This window comes from Mesorhizobium sp. M1D.F.Ca.ET.043.01.1.1, from assembly GCF_003952385.1.
Lineage (GTDB): Bacteria > Pseudomonadota > Alphaproteobacteria > Rhizobiales > Rhizobiaceae > Mesorhizobium.
The window spans coordinates 4,824,804-4,845,509 of record NZ_CP034444.1; the positions used below are offsets into that span (position 1 = coordinate 4,824,804).

Genomic DNA, 20,706 nt, shown 5'->3' on the forward strand with positions numbered 1-20,706 from the left:
CGCGACCTGTCCTGGGAGGCGTTCTTCCTTGGATTCGTGAGCAACTTAGGCGCCATATTCCTGCCGGTCCCAATGCGAGTAGACAATTGTGAGCTATCGCTCGCATTATGTCCACCGATGCTCAAGCGATGCGGATGGTGACAGATGCTCTATAAAATTGTTTTGGGAATCCATGCGTACGCCATGTGCGCCGCTTTGCTGTTGTTCGTGGCGAACGAACTTCTGCTAATTCCTGCCCGAAGAGGGCAGCCAGGGCCTGCCAGAATGGCCTTCTTCGCCAGCCGCTTTGCGGGGCTTCTGGTGGGCGCCGGTGTGCTTGCCGGCATCGCCCTTGTCTTTCTTGGCGGCTGGTCCCTGCTGACGCCTTGGCTGATGGTGTCGCTTGCACTTGTCGCCGCCTTGATAGCGGTCGAGAACAAGCTCGTGCGCCCGTGGGCAACGCAGGCTCAAGCAGCACTTCGCGGTGCCGTCTCAGCCGTCGAGGTCAAAGCCTTTGCTGGCAACAAACGCGCCCTGGTTGGACGCCTGACCATGATCACGCTCTTTGCACTCATTGTCGCGTTGATGACCACGAAGCCCGAGCTGAACCCCTTTGCATGATGATCGCCGTCGCGAAAGGCGCAGAGGTCACTGATCTTGCGAATGCCGATAGGGCAGAACCTCGCCCGGCGTGCTGAGCGACTGCAGTGAGCCGGGTTCCTTGCCGCCGATCCAGCCGAGCACCGCGCGGGCGAGCTCGGAGCCGGCGAGCCGGAAATTCTCGTTGACCACCAGCAGTTCGCGCCGGAACAGATGCAGCAGTTCCGACGACTGCTTCGACACCACGTCGACGTCGCGGCCGAGCTTCAGTCCGGCATCCTCGATGCCGGCGACGACGGCGAGCGTCGCCGCGGCGGCGCTGCTGACGAAGCCGTCCGGCCGGTCCCGGCGCTGCATCAGCTGCGCCGTCCGCATCCTGATCTGCTCGATCGACTGGTCGATGGACACGGTGTTGAACGGCACCTCGCTGGCGCCGACTTCACTCAGCGCATCGGCAAAGCCGTTCAGCGTATGGCCATAGTAGGTGAGGCCGACCGGTGGCGTCACAAGCGCGAGCCGGCTGCGGCCCATGCCGGCGAGATAGCGCACCGCCTCGCCTGCGAAGGCGTAGTTGTCGAAATCATGATAGGGGTGCACGAGCCCCATGTCGGTGCGGCCGTGCGTGGCAAAGGGAATGCCGCGCTCCAGCATGTAGCGGGCGCGCGGATCGTCCGGCTGGGTGCGCGAAATGATGATACCGTCAGCCGAGCCCGTCTCGACCAGATAGCGTATCGGATCCAGCGGATCCTGCGAGCGCGAATAGGGCGTGACGATCAGGTGATAGGGCGTGTCGGCGATCACCTCCGAGACACCGTAGATGATGTCCGAAACAAAGCTCATGATCTCGCGCTCGGTGTTGAGCACGAGGCTGATGACATTGGTCTTGCCGGTCCTGAGGCGCACGCCGGCGCGGTTCGGCCGGTAGCCTATCTGCCTGGCGACGAGTTGCACGCGCCGCCTGGTCTCGGCGCCGATCTCGGGCGCGTCCTTCAGCGCGCGTGACACCGTCGTGACGCCGAGCCCGGTCATGAAGGCGAGCGTCTTCAGCGTCGGCCGTTCCTTGGCCGACGTCTCGTCGTCCTTCTCGGTAGCTCGTCTATCCATTCGTCCCGCCCATCAGGCGCATAGCAGCCGCGTGGCCGACCGGCAATCGTGCGCATCGACATTTGCGCGGCGCTCAGCCCGTGACACGGGGTCAATATACTGAAACGTTACAGATTGCCAACGCCTGAGACCTGCGAGCGGGTCGCGATCGTTGCGGCCGGTTATGAGGGAGCGGGCTGAAAGCCACTGGAATCACATAGAAATCTCAATTTCTCATGGCTTTCGGCATCAATTGGTTGGGCTGGACGCTGTCGGATTGCCTTTGAAGATGGATTTTTTTCTCGCTCCGAAAAAATCTCATGTCGTTTCGATTCGAGGGGTTGCCTATGCCAGTCATTTGCCGTATCGAAAATCTGTAACGTTTCAGATTCTGGGAGGAACCGAAATGCGATACAAATTCCTGACTGCCGCGTTCGCCGCGACGGTCGCGCTGAACTTCGCCGGAGCGGCGGGCGCGACCGACCTCGAAGTCACCCATTGGTGGACTTCAGGCGGCGAGGCGGCGGCGGTGGCTGAACTTGCCAAGGCATTCGACGCGACTGGCAATCACTGGGTCGACGGCGCCATCGCCGGCTCGGGCGGCACGGCGCGGCCGATCATGATCAGCCGCATCACCGGCGGCGATCCGATGGGCGCCACCCAGTTCAACCACGGCCGCCAGGCGGAAGAGCTCGTCCAGGCCGGGCTGATGCGCGACCTCACCGACATCGCCACCAAGGACAAGTGGACGGAAATCGTGCGGCCGAAGAGCCTGCTCGACTCGTGCACCATCGACGGCAAGATCTATTGCGTGCCGGTCAACATCCATTCCTGGCAATGGCTGTGGCTGTCGAACGCGGCCTTCGAAAAGGCTGGCGTGCCAGTGCCGAAGAACTGGAATGAGTATGTAGCGGCCGCCCCTGCGCTGGAGAAGGCAGGCATCATCCCGCTCGCCGTCGGTGGGCAGCCCTGGCAGGCATCCGGCGCCTTCGACGTGCTGCTCGCGGCTGTTGGCGGCACCGATACCTTCCTCAAGGTCTACAAGGACAAGGATGCGAAATTCGCCGCCGGGCCCGAGGTCGCCAAGGTGTTCAAGGCCGCGGACGATGCCCGCAAGATGGCGAAGAACACCAATGTGCAGGACTGGAACCAGGCAACCAATCTCGTCATCACCGGCAAGGCTGGTGGCCAGATCATGGGCGACTGGGCGCAGGGCGAATTCCAGGTCGCCGGCCAGACCGCCGGCAAGGACTATACCTGCCTTCCGGGCCTCGGGCTGAACGAGGTGATTGCCACCGGCGGCGATGCTTTCTACTTCCCGCTGCTGAAGGACGCCGACAAGGCCAAGGCGCAGGAAGTCCTGGCCGAAACGCTGCTCGATCCCAAGACGCAGGTTGCCTTCAACCTCAAGAAGGGTTCGCTGCCGGTGCGCGGCGACGTCGACCTGCAAGCGGCGAATGACTGCATGAAGAAGGGCCTCGACATCCTGGCCAAGGGCAGCGTCATGCCTTGGACCGACCAGTTGATGTCGCAGGACAGCCAGAAGCAGAAGGAGGATCTCTTCTCCGAATTCTTCGCCAAGCCCGACATGACGCTCGAAGAGGCGCAGAAGCGCTTCGCCGACATCATCGCCTCGGCCGACTGACCAACGGCGCCCCCCCGCCAGCTCCCGGCCCCCGCCTATCCGGGGTCGGGAGCATGATGTCCTCATTGTCCCAGCCCGGCTGCCGAGATGAGCAACAGCGAACGCCCCAACCAGCTTTTCCGCAATCTCAATGCCAAGGTCGCGTCGATCCCGATGATCCTGACCGCGCTGGTGGTCTTTGTCGGCGGCACGGCCTGGACGGTGCTCTATTCCTTCACCAACTCGAAGCTTTTGCCGCGGCTGAGTTTCGTCGGGCTCGACCAGTACTACCGGCTGTGGGCGACGCCGCGCTGGCTGGTGTCGATCGAGAACCTTCTGATCTACGGCATCATCTCGCTGGTGTTCTCGCTGGTGGTCGGCTTCATCCTCGCGGCCCTGCTCGACCAGAAGATCCGCTTCGAGGACACCTTCCGCACCATCTTCCTCTATCCCTTCGCGCTGTCCTTCATCGTCACCGGCCTGGTCTGGCAGTGGCTGCTCAACCCGGATTTCGGCGTCCAGCGCGTGGTGCGGGACCTCGGCTGGACGAGCTTCAGCTTCGATCCGCTCTACAATTCCAGCATCGTCATCTACGGCATTTCGATCGCCGCGCTCTGGCAAGGCACGGGGCTGATCATGTGCCTGATGCTCGCCGGCCTGCGCGGTATCGACGAGGACATCTGGAAGGCCGCTAGGGTCGACGGCATACCGATGTGGAAGACCTATCTCTTCATCGTCATCCCGATGATGCGGCCGGTCTTCATCACCACGCTGGTCATCATCGCCGCCGGCATCGTCAAGGTCTACGACCTCGTCGTCGCCCAGACCAGCGGCGGCCCGGGCATCGCCTCCGAAGTGCCGGCAAAATATGTCTACGACTACATGTTCTTCGCCCAGAACCTCGGCCAGGGCTTTGCCGCCTCGACCATGATGCTGCTCTCGGTGGTGATCGTCATCGTGCCATGGGCCTATCTCGAATTCGGAGGCAAGAAGCATGGCTGAGATTGCTGCCTCCGTTCCCCACGCAGGCGCCCTTCAACGCGATGCAGCGGGTCCGAGCGGAACAAAGCCGCGGCATGTGCTCTCGCGCCGCAACATCTTTCTCTACGGCACGCTGATCGTCGTGGCGCTCTATTATCTGCTGCCGCTTTACGTGATGGTCGTCACGTCGCTGAAGGGGATGCCAGAAATCCGCCTCGGCAACATCTTCTCGCCGCCGCTGGAGATCACCTTCGAGCCTTGGGTGAAGGCGTGGGCGACCGCCTGCACCGGTCTCAATTGCGACGGGCTCTCGCGCGGCTTCTGGAATTCCGTGCGCATCACCGTGCCGTCGGTGCTCTTGTCGATCGCGATCGCTTCGGTGAACGGCTACGCCTTGGCCAACTGGCGCTTCAAGGGCGCCGACAGCTTCTTCATCATCCTGATCGTCGGCGCCTTCATCCCCTATCAGGTGATGATCTATCCGATCGTCATCATCCTGCGCGAGATCGGCATCTACGGCACGCTGACCGGCCTGGTGATCGTGCACTCGATCTTCGGCATGCCGATCCTGACGCTTCTGTTTCGCAACTATTTCACGTCGATGCCGGAGGAGCTGTTCAGGGCGGCGCGCGTCGACGGCGCCGGCTTCTGGGGCATCTATCTGCGCATCATGCTGCCGATGTCGCTGCCGATCTTCGTCGTCGCCGTCATCCTGCAGGTGACCGGCATCTGGAACGACTTCCTGTTCGGCGTCGTCTACACCCGCCCCGACACCTATCCGATGACGGTCCAGCTCAACAACATCGTCAACTCGGTGCAGGGCGTGAAGGAGTACAACGTCAACATGGCCGCAACCATCCTGACCGGCCTCGTGCCGCTCATCGTCTACTTCGTTTCCGGCAAGCTCTTCGTGCGCGGCATCGCGGCCGGCGCGGTGAAAGGATGATGATGGCAGCAGCGATCGCCAATCCCAGCGTCTCGATCCAGGACCTGTCGCTCAATTTCGGCGTCATGTCGGTGCTGAAGACCCTCAATCTCGACGTCGCCGAGGGCGAGTTCATCGTGCTGCTCGGACCCTCCGGCTGCGGCAAGTCGACCCTGCTCAACTGCATCGCCGGCCTGCTCGACATTTCCGAAGGCCGCATCTTCATCAAGGGCAAGAACGTCACTTGGGAGGAGCCGAAGGACCGCGGCATCGGCATGGTGTTCCAGTCCTACGCGCTCTACCCGCAGATGACGGTGGAGAAGAACCTGTCCTTCGGCCTGCGCGTCGCCGGCGTGCCGAAGGACGAGATCGCCAAACGCATCGCGCGCGCGGCCGAAATCCTGCAGATCGAGCCGCTGTTGCAGCGCAAGCCCTCGGCGCTTTCGGGCGGCCAGCGCCAGCGCGTGGCGATCGGGCGCGCGCTGGTGCGCGACGTCGACGTCTTCCTGTTCGACGAGCCGCTCTCCAACCTCGACGCCAAGCTGCGCTCGGAACTGCGCGTCGAGATCAAGCTCCTGCACCGCAGGCTGCAGAACACGATGATCTACGTCACCCACGACCAGATCGAGGCGATGACGCTGGCCGACCGCATCGCGGTGATGAAGGGCGGCGTGATCCAGCAGCTCGACGCGCCGCAAACGATCTACAACCGCCCGGTCAACCGCTTCGTCGCCGGCTTCCTCGGCTCTCCGGCGATGAATTTCCTCAAAGGGGAGTTGGAAGCGGGCGACGCTCCCGTGTTCAGGGCCGACGGTATCTCGGTGCCGCTTGGCCGTTACGCATTCGATGGCGACAACGGCCGCGCCGCGAGGCCTTGCATCTTCGGCATCAGGCCTGAGCATATTGCCTTGGGTGACGCCGCCAAGGCGATGCCGTTCACCGCCGAGTCGACCGTCGAGATCGTCGATCCGATGGGCTCCGACACGCTGGTGTGGACGAAGCTCGGGGGCCAGATCGTCTCCTTCCGCGTCGAGGCGGACAAGACGCTGAGCAACGGCGATGCGATCCGCATCGGCTTCGATCCGGCGCGCGCTTCGCTGTTCGACGCTCAAACCGACAGCCGCCTCTAATTCTGAAAAATCATCCCCCCAAGCAGAACGGACAGGACAGATGAACTGGTCATTCCAACTCTACAGCGCTCGAAATTTCCAACCGTGGGACGGCGTGCTGAAAATGCTCGGCGAGCTGGGCTACAAGGAAGTTGAGGGCTTCGGCGGCGTCTATGACGACCCCAAGGCTTTTCGCGCCGAGCTCGACAAGAACGGGCTTGCCATGCCGACCGGCCATTTCTCGATCGATGCGCTGGAGAAAGATTTCGACGGCGTGCGCAAAATCGCCGATGCGCTCGGCGTCACGCTGCTGATCTGCCCCTACCTGATGCCCGTTGCGCGGCCGGGCGATGCCGCCGGCTGGCGCAGCTTCGGCGAGCGGCTGGCCAAGGTTGGCGAGGCCGCGAAGAAGGCCGGCTACGGCTTTGCCTGGCACAACCACGATTTCGAGTTCAAGGCGCTTGGCGACGGTTCGGTGCCGCAGAACCATATCCTGTCCTCAGCACCCGATATCGGCTGGGAGATGGACCTGGCCTGGGTGGTGCGCGGCGGCGCCGATCCGCTGCCCTGGATCGAAAAGCACGGCAAGCGCATCGTCGCCGTCCACGTCAAGGACATGGCGAAAGCGGGCGAGGGGCTCGATGAGGACGGTTGGTCGGATGTCGGCCACGGCACAATCGACTGGCCCGGTCTGATCAAGACGTTGCGGACCAAGAGCGCTGCCAAGTATTTCGTCATGGAACAGGACAATCCCAACGACATCGAGCGTTTCGCCCGGCGCTCGATCGCAGCAGCCAAGAGCTGGTAGGAGCATTCACAATGGCAAACAAACTTGGCGTAGGCGTCATCGGCTGCGGCAACATCTCGAAGGCGTATTTCTCTCTGGCGCCGCTGTTCCGCGGCATCAAGATGCGCGCCTGCGCGGACATCAACATGGATGCGGCGAAGATGCGGGCGAAGGAGTTCAAGCTCCGCGCCGAGACGGTCAACGACCTGCTGAAGGACGACGAGATCGACATCATCGTCAACCTCACCATCCCGGCCGTGCACTACGAAATCTCAAAGGCGGTGCTCGACGCCGGCAAGCACGTCTATTCGGAAAAACCCTTCGTGCTGTCGATCAAGGAAGGGCTCGACCTGAAAAGCCGGGCCGAAAAAAAGGGGCTGCGCATCGGCTCGGCGCCGGACACGTTCTTCGGCGGCGCGCATCAGCTGGCGCGCGAGCTGATCGACAGCGGCAAGCTCGGCAGGATCACCAGCGGCACCTGCCATGTCATGGGCCACGGCATGGAGCACTGGCACCCCAATCCCGACTTCTTCTTCCAGCCGGGCGCCGGGCCGGTGCTCGACATCGGCCCGTACTACGTCACCAACCTGATCCAGCTGATCGGGCCGGTGAAGCAGGTGGCGGCTTTCGCGGCGACGCCGGCCAAGGAGCGCACCATCAGCTCCAAGCCGCGGGCGGGCGAAAAGATCCCGGTCAACACGCCGACCACCATCCATGCGCTGCTCGAATTCGAGAACGGCGCCGTGGTGACGCTCAACACCTCGTGGGACGTCTGGAGCCACGGCCACGCGCCGATGGAGCTTTATGGCGAGGCGGGCACCGTCTTCGTGCCGGACCCGAATTTCTTCGGCGGCGAGCTGCGCTTCACCGACGCCACCAAGCCGGTGAAGAAGCTGCCGAAATGGGATCATCCGTTCGGCGTGCCCAACGAGATGCACAGCCAAGGCATGATGGCGAACTACCGCACCGCCGGCCTTGCCGACATGGCGATCGCGATCTCGGAAGGGCGGCCGCACCGCTGCTCGATGGAGCTGGCGCTGCACGCCGTCGACGTCATGACCGGCATCCTGCGTTCCGGCGAAAGCGGCAAGTTCGTCGCCATGCAGACGACCTGCGAGCGGCCGGCAGCACTCGGCATCAAGGAAGCGAAGGCGCTGCTGGCGAAGAAAAAGTAGGTGGCAACTACCCTCTCCCCGTTTCGGCGGGGAGAGGGTATGGATGGGGGACAAGCATCGATTCAAATCCGTCGCGGGGCTCGCCGCGCCGCTTCGATCCCGAGGATTACCCCATGCCCTATATCGCCGCCGAGAACCGCTACGAGAAGATGATCTACAACCGCTGCGGACGCTCCGGCCTCAAGCTGCCGGCGATCTCGCTCGGCCTGTGGCACAATTTCGGCAGCGACACGCCGCACCGGACCAAGCAGGCGATCGTGCGCAAGGCCTTCGACCTCGGCATCACGCATTTCGACCTCGCCAACAATTACGGCCCGCCGCCCGGCTCGGCCGAGACCGCCTTCGGTGAGATCCTGCGCGCCGACTTCGCCGCCTATCGCGACGAGCTGATCATCTCGACCAAGGCAGGCTATGAGATGTGGGCCGGTCCCTATGGTGAATGGGGCAGCCGCAAATATGTGCTGGCGAGCCTCGACCGGAGCCTCAAGCGCATGGGGCTCGACTATGTCGACATCTTCTATTCGCATCGCTTCGATCCGGAGACGCCGCTGGAAGAAACCATGGGCGCGCTCGACCACGCGGTGCGCTCGGGCAAGGCGCTCTATGCCGGCATCTCCTCCTACAATTCGCAGCGCACGCGCGAGGCGGCCGACATATTGAAGCGGCTCGGCACGCCCTGCCTGATCCACCAGCCGAGCTATTCTATGCTCAACCGCTGGGTCGAGGAGGACGGGCTGCTGGACACGCTGGAGGGGCTCGGCATCGGCTCGATCGTGTTCTCGCCGCTGGCGCAAGGCATGCTGACCGACAAATATCTCGGCGGCATACCGGAAGGCAGCCGCGCATCCCAAGGCAAGTCGCTGCGCCCGGCCTTCATCAACGACAGGTCGATCGCCAACATCAAGGCGCTCAACGCCATCGCCGGCCGGCGCGGCCAAACGCTGGCGCAGATGGCGCTGGCCTGGGTGCTGCGCAAGGGGCGCGTGACCACGGCGCTGATCGGCGCCAGCCGGCCGGAACAGGTCGAGGATTGCGTCGGCGCGCTCAAGGTGCTCGAGTTCAGCGATGCCGAGCTGGCCGAGATCGATACCTACGCACGCGAGGCCGACATCAACCTTTGGGCGGCATCCGCCGAGCGCAAGGGACCGCCGCGCAAGTAGCGGCGGCGCCGCTCGGCCAACCGCGGAAACAGTGGCAAAACTACGCGTTCGTCGCTATCTCATGGACCAGAGATTGTTTGCGTGCACAATCGGCACGCGAAACGACGCGACGAGCGGACGGAAAATATGACGGCAAGGGATGCGCTGACCAAGAACCAGCTGTGCGTGCTCGAGAAGCTCGAAGCCGCCAGCGGGCCGCTCAGCGCCTATATGCTGCTCGACCAGCTGCGCGAGCGCGGCTTCCGGGCGCCGCTGCAGGTCTATCGGGCTTTAGACACGCTGGTGAAATCGGGCTTCGTGCATAGGCTCGAAAGCCTCAATTCTTTCGTCGCCTGCGCCGAGCCGCACGACCACAGCCATTCGATGACCGCCTTCGCGATCTGCGACAGTTGCGGCCAGGTGACCGAGATGTCCGACCACGATGTCGACCACCGGCTGGGCGAATGGGTACGCTCGACCGGCTTCGCCGCGAAGAAGGCGGTGATCGAATTTCGGGGCGTGTGCGCCAAGTGCCGGGCCGAGGCCGCCTGACTATCTGCGGAACGCCACGGCGAAGTCGCCGAGCCTGACCGCTACGCACATTTCCTGGAATTGCTTTGGCTAGAGCGGTTCAGCTTTTCACAGAATCGCTGACCCGCTCTAAGCGTTTGTTTTTGCGCAATTCCGGGCGGAAAACCGCTACGCACTTTCCTGGAATTGCTCTAACGCGCCGTCGACCAGGCGAACCATATCGCCACCAGCGCCAGCATGGCGGAAAGCACCCTGCGAGCGACGCGCTCGCGTTGGGGATCGTTGAGGAACGGCTCCAGCGTTCCCGCCAGCACGACGATCGTTGCATGGATGGCCGTCGCGATGGCCACATAGACTGTGGTGAGCAGCACAGTCTGGGCCAGCGCCGGCCGATCGGCCTCGACGAAGGTGGGCAACACGGCGATGTAGAAGACCGCCGCCTTCGGATTCAGCAGGTTGGTGACGAGTCCGCGAGCGAAATACTTGCCATCCGGCGCCTCGGTCGCTGAAACCACGTCCGTGCCAGCCGTCCAGCCCTCCCAGGCCAGATAGAGGAGAAACAGCGTGCCCGCCCAGCGAAGCCCCTCGTAGAGCGGCGTGGACGCCTGGATCAATTCGGCGACGCCGAAGGCAGCGATGCCACCGATGACGGCGAGGCCCAGCGCAATGCCGGCGACTGTGGCAATGCCGGCGCGACGGCCGTCATTGGCCGAGACCAGCGCCAGATAGGTCATGTTCGGCCCCGGCGTCAGCTCGATCAGCAGGGCAGCGAGCGCAAAGGAGAGCAGCGTGGCCGTCGGGAGCGGCAGCATTTCACCTCAATGCGCCTCGTCCCAGTTGTCGGCGGCGCGCGCGTCGACATGCAGCGGCACCGACATCGAGACCGCCGGCATCGGCGCGTTCTCCATGACGCGGCGCACGACCGGAATGGTCGCCTCGACTTCCGCTTCCACCGTCTCGAAGATCAGCTCGTCATGCACCTGTAAGAGCATGCGGGCCGAGAGCTTCGCCTTGTCCAGCGCCTCTTCCATATGCACCATGGCGCGGCGGATGATGTCGGCGGCGGTGCCCTGGAGCCTGGCGTTGATCGAGGCGCGCTCGTTGAAGGCGCGGACCGACGGGTTGGACGACCTTATCTCCGGATAATGGATGCGGCGGCCGAAGATGGTCTCGACGAAGCCGTTCTCCCGCGCGTAGGCCTTGGTTTCCTCGATATAGTCGCGGATGCCCGGGAAGCGCTCGAAGTAGCGCTTGATGTAGGCGCTCGCCTCCTCGCGCGGGATCGACAGCTGGTTGGCGAGGCCGAAGGCCGAGATGCCGTAAATGATGCCGAAATTGATCGCCTTGGCGCGACGGCGCACTTCCGAAGGCATGCCTTCGACCGGCACGTTGAACATTTCGGACGCCGTGATGGCATGGATGTCCGCGCCGTCGGCGAAGGCCTGCGTGAGCTGAGGGATCTCGGCGACATGGGCAAGCACGCGCAACTCGATCTGGCTGTAGTCGGCCGAAACCAGCTTGTGGCCTTTATCGGCGATGAAGGCGGTCCTGATCTTGCGGCCTTCCGCGGTGCGCACCGGAATGTTCTGCAGGTTGGGATCGGAAGACGACAGGCGGCCAGTCGTGGTCGCGGCAAGCGCGTAGGAGGTGTGGACGCGATTGGTGCCGGGATTGATGAAGCCGGGCAGCGCGTCGGTGTAGGTCGATTTCAGCTTGGTGAGCTGGCGCCAGTCGACGATCTTGCGCGGCAGCTCGTGGCCTTCGGCGGCAAGGTCTTCCAGAAGCTGCGCCGAGGTCGACCACTGGCCGGTCTTGGTCTTGGAGCCGCCCGGCAAGCCCATCCGGCCGAACAAGATGTCGCCGAGCTGTTTCGGCGAGCCGATGTTGATGCGCTCGCCGACGATGCCGTAGATCTCTTCTTCAACACGGGCGGCGCCTTGCGCCAGCTCGCCCGACAGCCTGGACAGGATCTGGCGGTCGACCGAGATGCCGCGCTGCTCCATGCGGGCAAGCACAGGTACCAGCGGCCGCTCCAGCCGTTCGTAGACGGAAACCAGGCCCTTGGCGGCGAGCCTTGGCTTCAGCACCTGCCAGAGTATCAGCGTCAGATCGGCCTGCTCGCTGGCATAGGCGGTCGCCCGCTCGATATCGACCTGATCGAAGCCCACGGCGTTCTTTCCGGATCCCGCAAGCTCCTTCTTCGAGGCCGGCGCGTGGCCGAGCCACTTCTCCGACAGCGAGGCGAGGTCGTGGCCGCCCGACGTGCCGGCGTCGAGCACGTAGGAGACCAGCATCGTGTCGTCGAAGGGCCCGACCTCGACGCCGTGCCGGCCCATCACGACGATGTCGTATTTCATGTCCTGGACGATCTTGAGAACCGACCTGTCCTCGAGCAGGGGCTTGAGCAGCGCCAGCGCCTCGCGGACCGGGATCTGGTCCGCCAGCAGGCCGCCGCCAAGCAGGTCACCGTTGCCGCTGGTATGGGCGAGCGGCACGTAGACGGCTCGGCCTGGCGCGATTGCCATGGAAAGGCCGATCAAGTCGGCCTGCATCGGGTCGGACGAGGTGGTCTCGGCATCGAAGGCAAGGATGCCGGCTTCCCTGGCCTTGGCGATCCAGGCTTTCAGCGTGGCCGCGTCGCGAATGGCCGCATAGGCCGAAGTGTCGATCTTGCGCGCCGTCGCCTGTTCCAGCCGCAACGCTGAGAGCAGGGAAGGGGTATCGCCCTGCGGCGGAGCATCCTCGCCCCTGACGGCGGCGGCGGCCGGCTTCGCGGCGCCGTTCGGCGTAGCAGCCGGTCGTGCGGCCGGCGGCGCGCCGGCGCCGACATCGGGACCATGCGCTGTGTCGGCGCGCTCGATGGTGACGGCGGAAGCCTGGACGTCGCCGATCTCGGTCGCGGTCGCCTCGGCGACGCGGCGCGTCAGCGTTGTGAACTCCATCGTCTTCAGGAAGCCGATCAGCTTCGGCCCGTCCGGCGCATGCAGGACCAGATCGTCCAGCCCCTCCTTCAGGGGCACGTCGTTCTTCAACGTCACCAGCTCACGCGAGATGCGCGCCTTGTCGGCATTGGCGATGATGGTTTCGCGTCGCTTGTCCTGTTTGATCTCCGTGGCGCGCGCGAGCAGGCCGTCGAGGTCGCGGAACTGCTCCAGAAGCTGCGCCGCGGTCTTCGGCCCGATGCCGGGCACGCCGGGCACGTTGTCGACGGAGTCGCCGGTCAGCGCCTGCAGGTCGATCATCTTTTCCGGCGGCACGCCCCATTTCTCGATCACTTCCGGGATGCCGATCTGGCGGTCCTTCATCGGGTCGTACATGCCGACCGTCGGGCCGACCAATTGCATCAGGTCCTTGTCGGAGGAGACGATGGTGGTGTCGGCGCCGACCTCGCAGGCCAGCCGGCTATAGGTGGCGATGATGTCGTCGGCCTCAAAACCTTCCATCTCGATGCAGGGCAGGTTGAACGCCACCGTCGCCTGGCGGATCAGGCCGAATTGCGGGATCAGGTCTTCCGGCGGCGCCGAGCGGTTGGCTTTGTATTCGGGATAGAGATCGCTGCGAAAGGTCTTTGACGAATAGTCGAAGATGACGGCGAAATGCGTCGGCACGATGCCCACGCTGGTGTTGCGGGCGTCCTGCATCAGCTTCCAGACCATGTTGCAGAAGCCGAGCACGGCGCTGGTCGGCAGGCCGTCGGATTTGCGGTTGAGCGGCGGCAGCGCGTGGTAGGCACGGAAAATGTAGCCGGAGCCGTCGACAAGAAAGAGATGATCGCCTTTTTTCATGCCGGCAGGGATAGCGCGGCCAGGCTTCGCGGTCCATGCCAAAGGCTGCGCAAACCAACGGTTCCGGCAACACCCCTGACAGACACTGTCTCGGCCGAATCGAACCGCTCACGGGCATGTTACAAAAGTGTAATCCTCGTGCCCTTGAATCGCCATGTTCACAGACCCAAATAGCTGTCATCGGCAATTTTCGCCGAAGTCCGGAGTAAGGCCCGTCCCCCGCCTATCCCGGGCAACCTGCGGCAGCCTATCCCCCCTCTCCGGGCTGCCGCAACGTTTCGAGTAAAGACCGCCGTGGTTCCCCCTCCACCACGGCGGTTCTTTTTTGCCCTTCGACATGCCGCTCATCCGTGGTCCAACGATCGCGGCTTTGCGTTTTCGGTCCGGCCCTTTAGGGTCTGCCCAAACTCGAAAGGCAAAAGCATGTCCAGAATTTCCCCCGTCCTCGACCGTCTCGACCAGAATCTCGACCAGAGCCTGGAGCGGCTTTTCGGCCTGCTCGGCATCAAGTCGATCTCTACCGATCCCGCCTACGCCGCCGACTGCCGCGAGGGCGCCGAATGGCTGGTGGCCGAGCTCAAGCTGATCGGCTTCGACGCCAGCCTGCGCGACACGCCCGGTCACCCGATGGTTGTGGCGCATCACGAAGGGCCGGCCGGCGCGCCGCATGTGCTGTTCTACGGCCATTACGACGTGCAGCCGGTCGATCCGATCGAGCTGTGGGAAACCGATCCTTTCGCGCCGTCGATCAAGGAGATCGAGCCCGGCCACAAGGTGATCACCGGGCGCGGCTCGGCCGACGACAAGGGTCAGCTGATGACCTTCGTCGAAGCCTGCCGCGCCTGGAAGCAGGTGCATGGCAATCTGCCGTGCCGCGTCACCATCCTGTTCGAGGGCGAGGAAGAATCCGGCTCGCCGTCGCTGAAGCCGTTCCTCGAGGCGAACGCCGCCGAGCTGAAGGCGGATTTCGCTTTGGTCTGCGACACCAGCATGTGGGACCGCGAGACGCCGTCGATCTGCGTGTCGCTGCGCGGCATGGTCGGCGAGGAAGTCACCGTCAAGGCGGCCAGCCGCGACCTGCATTCGGGCCTCTATGGCGGCCCGGCCGCCAATCCGATTCGCATCCTGGCCAGGATCCTCGCCGACGTCCATGACAAGGACGGCCATGTCACCATTCCGGGTTTCTATGACGGCGTCGAGGAGACGCCGTCGCAGGTGCTGAAGTCCTGGGAGGGGCTGGGCGAGACCGCCGAGACCTTCCTCGGCCCGGTCGGCCTCTCCATCCCCGCCGGCGAAAAGGGCCGTTCGGTGCTCGAACTCACCTGGGCGCGGCCGACGGCCGAATTCAACGGCATCACCGGCGGCTACACAGGCAAGGGCTTCAAGACGGTGATCGCGGCGGAAGCCTCGGCGAAAGTTTCGTTCCGGCTCGTCCACAAGCAGGACCCGAAGAAGATCCGCGCCGCCTTCCAGGCCTTCGTGCGCGAACGCATCCCCGCCGACTGCTCGGTCGAGTTCCACCCGCATGGCGGCTCGCCGGCGATCCAGCTTTCCTACGACTCGCCGTTCCTGGCCAAGGCCAAGGATGCGCTCTCCGACGAATGGGAGAAGCAGGCCGTCACCACCGGCGGCGGCGGCTCCATTCCCGTGGTCGGCGACTTCCAGACCTATCTCGGCATGGAATCGCTGCTCGTCGGCTTCGGCCTCGACGACGACCGCATCCATTCGCCCAACGAGAAATACGAGCTCACCTCCTTCCACAAGGGGCAGCGTTCGTGGGCGCGCATTCTCGACGCGCTGACGCGCTGAAATCGGTGAAAGTCAAGTTTCTATTGATTTTTCGGCGGATCGCGGCGAGGACGAATTATCCAGCGCAAAGGGCTGCAGCGTCCTTTGCGCAAAAGATGCGCGGCGCTGCAGGCCCGATCCGGAGAAGAGAATGACCGACATCCGTTTCCACAAGAGCGATCTCCCGGACCTGTCCCGCTACAATGTCGCGGCGGTGGCCATCGACACGGAAACGCTGGGGCTCAATCCGCATCGTGACCGGCTCTGCGTGGTGCAGATTTCGCCGGGCGACGGCAGCGCCGACGTTATTCAGATTGCGCCTGGCCAGAAGGAGGCGCCCAACCTCGTCAGCCTGCTCAGGAACGACGCGGTGGTGAAGTTGTTTCACTACGGCCGTTTCGACATTGCCGTCCTTTATCACGCGTTCGGCGTCATGGCCGAGCCGGTCTTCTGCACCAAGATCGCCTCGCGGCTCGTCCGCACCTACACCGACCGCCACGGGCTGAAGGACCTTTGCAACGAGCTGCTCGGCATCGGTCTCTCCAAGGCGCAGCAGTCTTCCGACTGGGCGGCGGAAACGCTGTCGCCCGAGCAGATCGAATATGCAGCCTCCGACGTGCTCTACCTGCACCGGCTGCGCGAGGTTCTGGCCGCGCGGCTGGCGCGCGAGGATCGCACCAAGGAGGCTGAAGCCTGCTTCCGTTTCCTGCCGACGCGCGCCAAGCTCGACCTGATGGGCTGGGCGGAAGAGGATATCTTCGCGCACAGCTGACGGAACCCGGCGCGTCGAGCGGCGTTCCTGCCGGTCCATTGTCGGAATGTGATGGGGAGGGAGAAGATGGCAGAGCGCAAACCGATAGAAAGCGCGCCGAAGGACGGCTCCAAGGTCACCATCCTGTGGAAGGACAATGACGGCGTCGTCAACGAATCCGTCGGCCAATATCGCGATGGCGCCTGGTGGGTCTACACCGACAGCAACACCCAAAAGAAGGTCGACCCGACGAGCTGGCGGCCTGCATCGGGCGATGACGACGAGGACCGGTAGCGCCGGCGCTGGCGAAGCCAACGACTTTCGCATAGCCTGAAGCCGTTGATATCGAAGGCTGATTCGGGGCCTGGCTCCGCAATCGCCGCTTGCCTGGAGGAACCCTGCATGGGTATCGAAAGTCTTCTCGTCTTCATCATCATCGGCGCCATCGCCGGCTGGCTTGCCGGTCTTATCGTATCGGGCTTCGGCTTCGGCCTGATCGGCAACATCGTCGTCGGCATCATCGGCGCCTTCATCGCCGGCTGGCTCTTCCCGAGGCTGGGCTTCGCTATCGGCGGCGGCATCCTGGCGTCGATCATCCATGCCACGATCGGCGCGATCATCCTGCTGCTCGTGGTCAAGGTCTTGAAACGAGCGTGAGGCTCGATCGCTGGAAAGGGGCGCGATGAGGCAGAACCTGCTCTATCTCATCATCGGCGCGCTGGTCGTCGTGGTCATCGCGCTCGGCATCTACATCTATCGTGAGCAGACCAGGCCGAAAGGCGTGGAGCTCAAGATCGACGACAAGGGTATTTCGATCCAGCAGAATTGAGCTGCCACGATGCGACCGCGAAATCGGCCGCATCGTGCGATCGGCAAGCATTTGATTTTCAATCGCTTCGAACGCGACTTCGTCGCGTCGACAGCCGCTAGTCACGGGCGAATTCGTAGGCGTAGAAGACGAGCCCATCACCGACCTTTTGGGTTTCGATCAGGTGCATCGGCTTCGTGTCGCTGGTTCCGTCGAAGAACCGCAGGCCAGTGCCGAGAACAACCGGGAAGACGACCAGCCGCAGTTCGTCAGCCAGGTTCTGGCCTATCAATGTGCGGACGAGCCGATAGCTGCCGTGGACGAGAATTTCCCCGTCCACTTTCCGCTTGAGCTCCGAAATCTCCTTTACCGCATCACCGTTGATGACCGTGGTGCCGCTCCACGGAAACGGCGAAACGCCCGGGTTTCCGGGGGTAGAACCACCGGCCCGCTTCGTCGCGCCGTGTGAAGTTGAAGGCGCGACGTTACCGCCTCAATAAGTCCCGCGGATTAGCCCCAGGGCAAAACGTCTACAGGTAGCTATCTCGATCTTTGGCCTTCTCGGTTTGGCAATCAACCTCACTCAGAGCAGCCTTGCGGTAAGCGCCCTCGAACACGCGGATAGCTCTCTCGAATTTAGCCGGATTAGGCGCCAAGTGCCTATCCAGCCCATGGTACAAAAGGATGGAGACAGCCATCATGGCTTTCCCACTTTCGCTTGGTCTCAGCCCCGGGCACTTTTTCAATACGCCATAGATGTTACCTGAAATTGCTGCAGCCCGATGCAATTTGCCATCTGCCATACGTGCCAAGTAACTGATGTTTTGCTGCTCTCCCTGTCCGGCTGAAGCCGTCGATATTGTGAAGCAGATGCCCGCGACGACCGTTGCTAAAATGCGGTTCAACATTTCCCCCTTTTTTTGCAGTCAACTCGCCCCTACTATTCACCCGTTATCATAGCTTAGCTTGAATTTCAAAAAGCTCGCTAACGGCGCTATAGGTCATCAGCAAAGATCAGCTTTGGCTCGTCCCCGGGCCGGGCGGGGATTTTCCGGGCTCGCGTCTGCGCCTCCGGCATCATTGAACGGAAGGGAAGCTAAGCCGAAGAAGTGTTCCCGTTCCAAGCCCGCTCCCTTGCAACCCGGCCCAGCCGGGCGCATCGGGGGCCGATGGTTCTAACCCGTCAAGAGCGCCATTTCGCGCTCCTGCCAATTTGCAAAAGCCAACCACGGTGCTTTCGAAATAGCGAAAGCGTTGGAAATACTTATTAGATTTCCGCGCGGAATATCTTTAAACCTGTAGGTGCGATTCCTACTTCATTTGTCGTTATGTCTATCAAGGCAACACCGATGTGAGATTTCTCACGGCCACGCCTCTCCTCACGGGGGACTCGGGAGGCGCGGTCATTTTCCCATACAATGAGCAGCCCAAGCGTTCGACACACCCTTAGTGCGTCGAACGTATAGGTGCGCAATCTCCCCGCTTCATTAGTCAACACCAGCCGGGTGACGGTCGGGTGAACGAGCCCGCGCGCCCTATAGGAGAGAAGAGATGGAAGCCCTTCAATATCTCGGCCCGATGAAATGGATGGCGATCGAGGTAGCCGTGCTGGTCATCGTGCTGGCAATCCTGTTCTGGTGGAGCGGCGTGGTCCGCTACGTCCCAAACGACAGGCTCGGCATCTTAGAAAAACTATGGAGTTTTCGCGGCTCGGTCAGCAGTGGCTTCATTGCGCTCAACCGTGAGGCAGGCTACCAGCCGGAAGTCGTGCGCGGTGGCCTGCACTTCTTCATGCCGTTCCAATATTCGATGCATCGCGCCAATCTTGTCACCATCCCGCAAGGCCAGATCGGCTATGTCTTTGCCCGTGATGGCAAGCCGTTGCCTCCAACGCAGACACTTGCTTCCAACACCGACGCTGATGATTTCCAGGATGTGCGCGCCTTTCTCGAAAAAGGCGGACAGAAAGGACCGCAACGCAAGATCTTGCGTGAAGGCACCTATGCGATAAATCTCGCACAATTCATCGTGCTGACTGCCCAGTCGATCTATGCCGTTAATCTGAGTTCGTCGGAACAAAGCCTTTTTTCCAACATGTCCAGCATGATCTCGGAGCGGGGCGGCTTTGAGCCAGTCGTCATCCATAATGCCGATGACATGATTGGTATCGTCACCATCCATGACGGTCCGGCCCTGCCAGACGGCGAGATCATCGCGCCGACCGTCGCCAACGAACCGAACGACCCGAACTTCCACAACAATTTTCAGGACCCGGAGAAGTTTCTCAACGCCGGCGGTTACCGTGGCCGGCAGCTTCAGGTGCTGGCCGACGGCAGCTACTTCCTCAATCGCATTTTCGCGACCGTCGAACTGGTCCAGAAGACCATTATCGACGTTGGCACGGTGGGTGTCGTCGTCTCCTATAACGGCCGTCATGGCACGGATCTGTCCGGGCAGGCATACCGTCACGGCGAGCTGGTCGAAATCGGCGCACGCGGTGTCTGGTCAACGCCGCTGCTGCCAGGCAAGTATGCGTTCAATACCTATGCCGGCAATATCGTCACCGTGCCGACCACCAACTTCGTGCTCAAATGGACAAAGGAGCAGTTTGGCGAACACAGGCTGGACGAGAACCTGGCTGAAGTCTCGTTGATCACCAAGGATGCGTTCGAGCCTGTGCTGCCGCTCTCCGTCGTCGTGCATATCGACTATATGAAGGCGCCGCTCGTGGTGCAGCGTTTCGGTGACATCAAGCGGCTGGTCGAGCAAACGCTCGATCCGATGGTTTCTGCTTACTTCAAGAATATCGCCCAGACAAAGACGCTGATCCAGCTTCTGCAGGAGCGCAGCGATATCCAGCGCAAATCGGGCGAGGAGATGCGCGAAAAATTCAATTCCTACAGTCTCGAGCTGCAGGAAGTGTTGATTGGCACGCCGCGCGCCGCCAATGGCCAAAACAGCATAGAGCAGATTCTGATCCAGCTGCGCGAGCGTCAGATCGCAGTCGAAAAGGTCGAGACTTATAAGTTGCAGGAGAGGGCGGCCATCCAGGAACGCACGTTGCGTGAGAAGCAAGCGCTCGCCGAACAGCAAGCCAAGATCACGACGTCGGCACTTACCATCGAGATCAGTGAGAACGAGGGCAAGGCGCAACTCGCCCGCACCCGCCAGGAGGCGGAAACCATTCAGGTCAATGCCAAGGCAGAGGCCGAGAAGGTGCGCCTCGGCGGCCAGGGCGAGGCCGACATGATCAAGGCTGTCGCGCTTGCCGATGCCGAACGCATCAAGGCGACCGGTTTTGCGGAGGCCGAGAAGGTGCGCGCCCTCGGTCTGGCGGAGGCCGAGGCCACCGAGAAGAAGGTCGCGGCCTTCGGCGGCCCGGACTATCAGCTCAACTCGCAGGTTCTCATGCGCTTCGCCGAGGCGATCGAGAATGGCAGGCTGCCCCTCGTGCCGCAGATCCAGATCGGCGCTGCCGGCGGTGAGAAGGGGGCCGCCAATGGCCTTGTCGAGATGATGCTTTCGATGCTCGTTGCCGACCGGATTGGACGGCAAAACCTACCGGATGCTATCCCGGCACCCGTTGAGGAGGAATGATTGAGGATGGGCCGGTCGTACCGGCCCATTTTGCGCTTCAAGCC

General features: G+C 62.7%; 20 protein-coding genes. 15 read left to right on the top strand and 5 right to left on the bottom strand.

The features are described 5' to 3' along the window. Nucleotides 1-144 precede the first annotated feature (144 nt). Nucleotides 145-600 carry a DUF2269 family protein gene (locus EJ067_RS23365; protein WP_126087572.1) on the top strand — a complete coding sequence of 152 codons (456 nt, stop codon included), beginning with the start codon at nucleotides 145-147 and terminating at the stop codon, nucleotides 598-600. Between the two features lie 27 nt (nucleotides 601-627). Here EJ067_RS23365 and EJ067_RS23370 read toward each other — a convergent pair whose 3' ends face one another. Further along, nucleotides 628-1,683: a LacI family transcriptional regulator gene (locus EJ067_RS23370; RefSeq protein WP_126087573.1), complete on the bottom strand. Its 1,056-nt coding sequence runs from the start codon at nucleotides 1,681-1,683 to the stop codon at nucleotides 628-630. Between the two features lie 385 nt (nucleotides 1,684-2,068). Between EJ067_RS23370 and EJ067_RS23375 the strand changes: the two genes are divergently transcribed. The 8 genes from EJ067_RS23375 to EJ067_RS23410 all read left to right on the top strand — a co-directional run bounded on the left by EJ067_RS23375 (nucleotide 2,069) and on the right by EJ067_RS23410 (nucleotide 9,954). After that, on the top strand, nucleotides 2,069-3,307 hold the full coding sequence (locus EJ067_RS23375; protein ID WP_126087574.1) for an ABC transporter substrate-binding protein: 1,239 nt from the start codon (nucleotides 2,069-2,071) through the stop codon (nucleotides 3,305-3,307). A gap of 87 nt (nucleotides 3,308-3,394) precedes the next feature. Then, on the top strand, nucleotides 3,395-4,288 hold the full coding sequence (locus EJ067_RS23380) for a sugar ABC transporter permease (protein ID WP_126087575.1): 894 nt from the start codon (nucleotides 3,395-3,397) through the stop codon (nucleotides 4,286-4,288). Then, the gene (locus EJ067_RS23385; protein ID WP_126087576.1) at nucleotides 4,281-5,213 is read left to right on the top strand and encodes a carbohydrate ABC transporter permease; all 933 of its coding nucleotides are present in this window, start codon (nucleotides 4,281-4,283) and stop codon (nucleotides 5,211-5,213) included. Before EJ067_RS23380 ends, EJ067_RS23385 begins: the two co-directional genes overlap by 8 nt. Next, a complete protein-coding gene (locus EJ067_RS23390; RefSeq protein ID WP_189510796.1) occupies nucleotides 5,213-6,322 on the top strand; it encodes an ABC transporter ATP-binding protein in 1,110 nt (369 codons plus the stop codon). Before EJ067_RS23385 ends, EJ067_RS23390 begins: the two co-directional genes overlap by 1 nt. 40 nt (nucleotides 6,323-6,362) lie before the next feature. Beyond that, the gene (locus tag EJ067_RS23395; protein WP_126087577.1) at nucleotides 6,363-7,109 is read left to right on the top strand and encodes a sugar phosphate isomerase/epimerase; all 747 of its coding nucleotides are present in this window, start codon (nucleotides 6,363-6,365) and stop codon (nucleotides 7,107-7,109) included. Nucleotides 7,110-7,120: 11 nt separating this feature from the next. Continuing rightward, nucleotides 7,121-8,263 carry a Gfo/Idh/MocA family oxidoreductase gene (locus EJ067_RS23400; protein WP_126087578.1) on the top strand — a complete coding sequence of 381 codons (1,143 nt, stop codon included), beginning with the start codon at nucleotides 7,121-7,123 and terminating at the stop codon, nucleotides 8,261-8,263. Between the two features lie 113 nt (nucleotides 8,264-8,376). Further along, complete coding sequence (gene mgrA, locus EJ067_RS23405) at nucleotides 8,377-9,423, top strand: L-glyceraldehyde 3-phosphate reductase (protein ID WP_126087579.1); 1,047 nt, start codon at nucleotides 8,377-8,379, stop codon at nucleotides 9,421-9,423. 126 nt (nucleotides 9,424-9,549) lie between these two features. Continuing rightward, a complete protein-coding gene (locus EJ067_RS23410) occupies nucleotides 9,550-9,954 on the top strand; it encodes a Fur family transcriptional regulator (protein ID WP_126087580.1) in 405 nt (134 codons plus the stop codon). Between the two features lie 170 nt (nucleotides 9,955-10,124). On the opposite strand, the gene EJ067_RS23415 is transcribed toward EJ067_RS23410, so the two are convergent. Together EJ067_RS23415 and polA are read right to left on the bottom strand one after the other, a co-directional pair. Further along, the gene (locus tag EJ067_RS23415) at nucleotides 10,125-10,745 is read right to left on the bottom strand and encodes a LysE family translocator (protein WP_126087581.1); all 621 of its coding nucleotides are present in this window, start codon (nucleotides 10,743-10,745) and stop codon (nucleotides 10,125-10,127) included. Between the two features lie 6 nt (nucleotides 10,746-10,751). Beyond that, nucleotides 10,752-13,718: a DNA polymerase I gene (gene polA, locus EJ067_RS23420; protein WP_189510082.1), complete on the bottom strand. Its 2,967-nt coding sequence runs from the start codon at nucleotides 13,716-13,718 to the stop codon at nucleotides 10,752-10,754. A 423-nt stretch (nucleotides 13,719-14,141) separates the two neighbouring features. Here polA and EJ067_RS23425 point away from each other — a divergent pair, with 423 nt between their 5' ends. The 5 genes from EJ067_RS23425 (at nucleotide 14,142) to EJ067_RS23445 (ending at nucleotide 17,086) form a co-directional block, all read left to right on the top strand. Beyond that, the gene (locus EJ067_RS23425) at nucleotides 14,142-15,527 is read left to right on the top strand and encodes a M20/M25/M40 family metallo-hydrolase (RefSeq protein WP_126087583.1); all 1,386 of its coding nucleotides are present in this window, start codon (nucleotides 14,142-14,144) and stop codon (nucleotides 15,525-15,527) included. Between the two features lie 130 nt (nucleotides 15,528-15,657). Further along, complete coding sequence (locus EJ067_RS23430; RefSeq protein WP_126087584.1) at nucleotides 15,658-16,278, top strand: ribonuclease D; 621 nt, start codon at nucleotides 15,658-15,660, stop codon at nucleotides 16,276-16,278. A gap of 66 nt (nucleotides 16,279-16,344) precedes the next feature. After that, nucleotides 16,345-16,551: a hypothetical protein gene (locus EJ067_RS23435; protein WP_126087585.1), complete on the top strand. Its 207-nt coding sequence runs from the start codon at nucleotides 16,345-16,347 to the stop codon at nucleotides 16,549-16,551. A 108-nt stretch (nucleotides 16,552-16,659) separates the two neighbouring features. Next, nucleotides 16,660-16,914, top strand: coding sequence for a GlsB/YeaQ/YmgE family stress response membrane protein (locus EJ067_RS23440; protein WP_112096624.1), 255 nt, complete (start codon nucleotides 16,660-16,662; stop codon nucleotides 16,912-16,914). Nucleotides 16,915-16,939: 25 nt separating this feature from the next. Further along, entirely contained in the window at nucleotides 16,940-17,086 is a 147-nt protein-coding gene (locus tag EJ067_RS23445) for a hypothetical protein (RefSeq protein ID WP_126087586.1), read from the top strand. A gap of 97 nt (nucleotides 17,087-17,183) precedes the next feature. Here EJ067_RS23445 and EJ067_RS23450 read toward each other — a convergent pair whose 3' ends face one another. Continuing rightward, nucleotides 17,184-17,405 (bottom strand): dihydrofolate reductase family protein, encoded by a 222-nt coding sequence (locus EJ067_RS23450; RefSeq protein WP_245468027.1) that lies wholly within the window; start codon nucleotides 17,403-17,405, stop codon nucleotides 17,184-17,186. Between the two features lie 190 nt (nucleotides 17,406-17,595). Then, nucleotides 17,596-17,973: a hypothetical protein gene (locus EJ067_RS23455; RefSeq protein ID WP_126087588.1), complete on the bottom strand. Its 378-nt coding sequence runs from the start codon at nucleotides 17,971-17,973 to the stop codon at nucleotides 17,596-17,598. A 643-nt stretch (nucleotides 17,974-18,616) separates the two neighbouring features. On the opposite strand from EJ067_RS23455, the gene EJ067_RS23460 reads away from it, so the two are divergent. Next, a complete protein-coding gene (locus EJ067_RS23460; protein WP_126087589.1) occupies nucleotides 18,617-20,662 on the top strand; it encodes a flotillin family protein in 2,046 nt (681 codons plus the stop codon). Nucleotides 20,663-20,706: the final 44 nt, after the last annotated feature.

Bases quoted from the DNA above. Each gene is read 5' to 3' on its own strand.
- EJ067_RS23365 (WP_126087572.1), top strand. From the start codon at position 145: ATGCTCTATAAAATTGTTTTGGGAATCCATGCGTACGCCATGTGCGCC.
- EJ067_RS23370 (WP_126087573.1), bottom strand. From the start codon at position 1,683: ATGGATAGACGAGCTACCGAGAAGGACGACGAGACGTCGGCCAAGGAA.
- EJ067_RS23375 (WP_126087574.1), top strand. From the start codon at position 2,069: ATGCGATACAAATTCCTGACTGCCGCGTTCGCCGCGACGGTCGCGCTG.
- EJ067_RS23380 (WP_126087575.1), top strand. From the start codon at position 3,395: ATGAGCAACAGCGAACGCCCCAACCAGCTTTTCCGCAATCTCAATGCC.
- EJ067_RS23385 (WP_126087576.1), top strand. From the start codon at position 4,281: ATGGCTGAGATTGCTGCCTCCGTTCCCCACGCAGGCGCCCTTCAACGC.
- EJ067_RS23390 (WP_189510796.1), top strand. From the start codon at position 5,213: ATGATGGCAGCAGCGATCGCCAATCCCAGCGTCTCGATCCAGGACCTG.
- EJ067_RS23395 (WP_126087577.1), top strand. From the start codon at position 6,363: ATGAACTGGTCATTCCAACTCTACAGCGCTCGAAATTTCCAACCGTGG.
- EJ067_RS23400 (WP_126087578.1), top strand. From the start codon at position 7,121: ATGGCAAACAAACTTGGCGTAGGCGTCATCGGCTGCGGCAACATCTCG.
- mgrA (WP_126087579.1), top strand. From the start codon at position 8,377: ATGCCCTATATCGCCGCCGAGAACCGCTACGAGAAGATGATCTACAAC.
- EJ067_RS23410 (WP_126087580.1), top strand. From the start codon at position 9,550: ATGACGGCAAGGGATGCGCTGACCAAGAACCAGCTGTGCGTGCTCGAG.
- EJ067_RS23415 (WP_126087581.1), bottom strand. From the start codon at position 10,745: ATGCTGCCGCTCCCGACGGCCACGCTGCTCTCCTTTGCGCTCGCTGCC.
- polA (WP_189510082.1), bottom strand. From the start codon at position 13,718: ATGAAAAAAGGCGATCATCTCTTTCTTGTCGACGGCTCCGGCTACATT.
- EJ067_RS23425 (WP_126087583.1), top strand. From the start codon at position 14,142: ATGTCCAGAATTTCCCCCGTCCTCGACCGTCTCGACCAGAATCTCGAC.
- EJ067_RS23430 (WP_126087584.1), top strand. From the start codon at position 15,658: ATGACCGACATCCGTTTCCACAAGAGCGATCTCCCGGACCTGTCCCGC.
- EJ067_RS23435 (WP_126087585.1), top strand. From the start codon at position 16,345: ATGGCAGAGCGCAAACCGATAGAAAGCGCGCCGAAGGACGGCTCCAAG.
- EJ067_RS23440 (WP_112096624.1), top strand. From the start codon at position 16,660: ATGGGTATCGAAAGTCTTCTCGTCTTCATCATCATCGGCGCCATCGCC.
- EJ067_RS23445 (WP_126087586.1), top strand. From the start codon at position 16,940: ATGAGGCAGAACCTGCTCTATCTCATCATCGGCGCGCTGGTCGTCGTG.
- EJ067_RS23455 (WP_126087588.1), bottom strand. From the start codon at position 17,973: ATGTTGAACCGCATTTTAGCAACGGTCGTCGCGGGCATCTGCTTCACA.
- EJ067_RS23460 (WP_126087589.1), top strand. From the start codon at position 18,617: ATGGAAGCCCTTCAATATCTCGGCCCGATGAAATGGATGGCGATCGAG.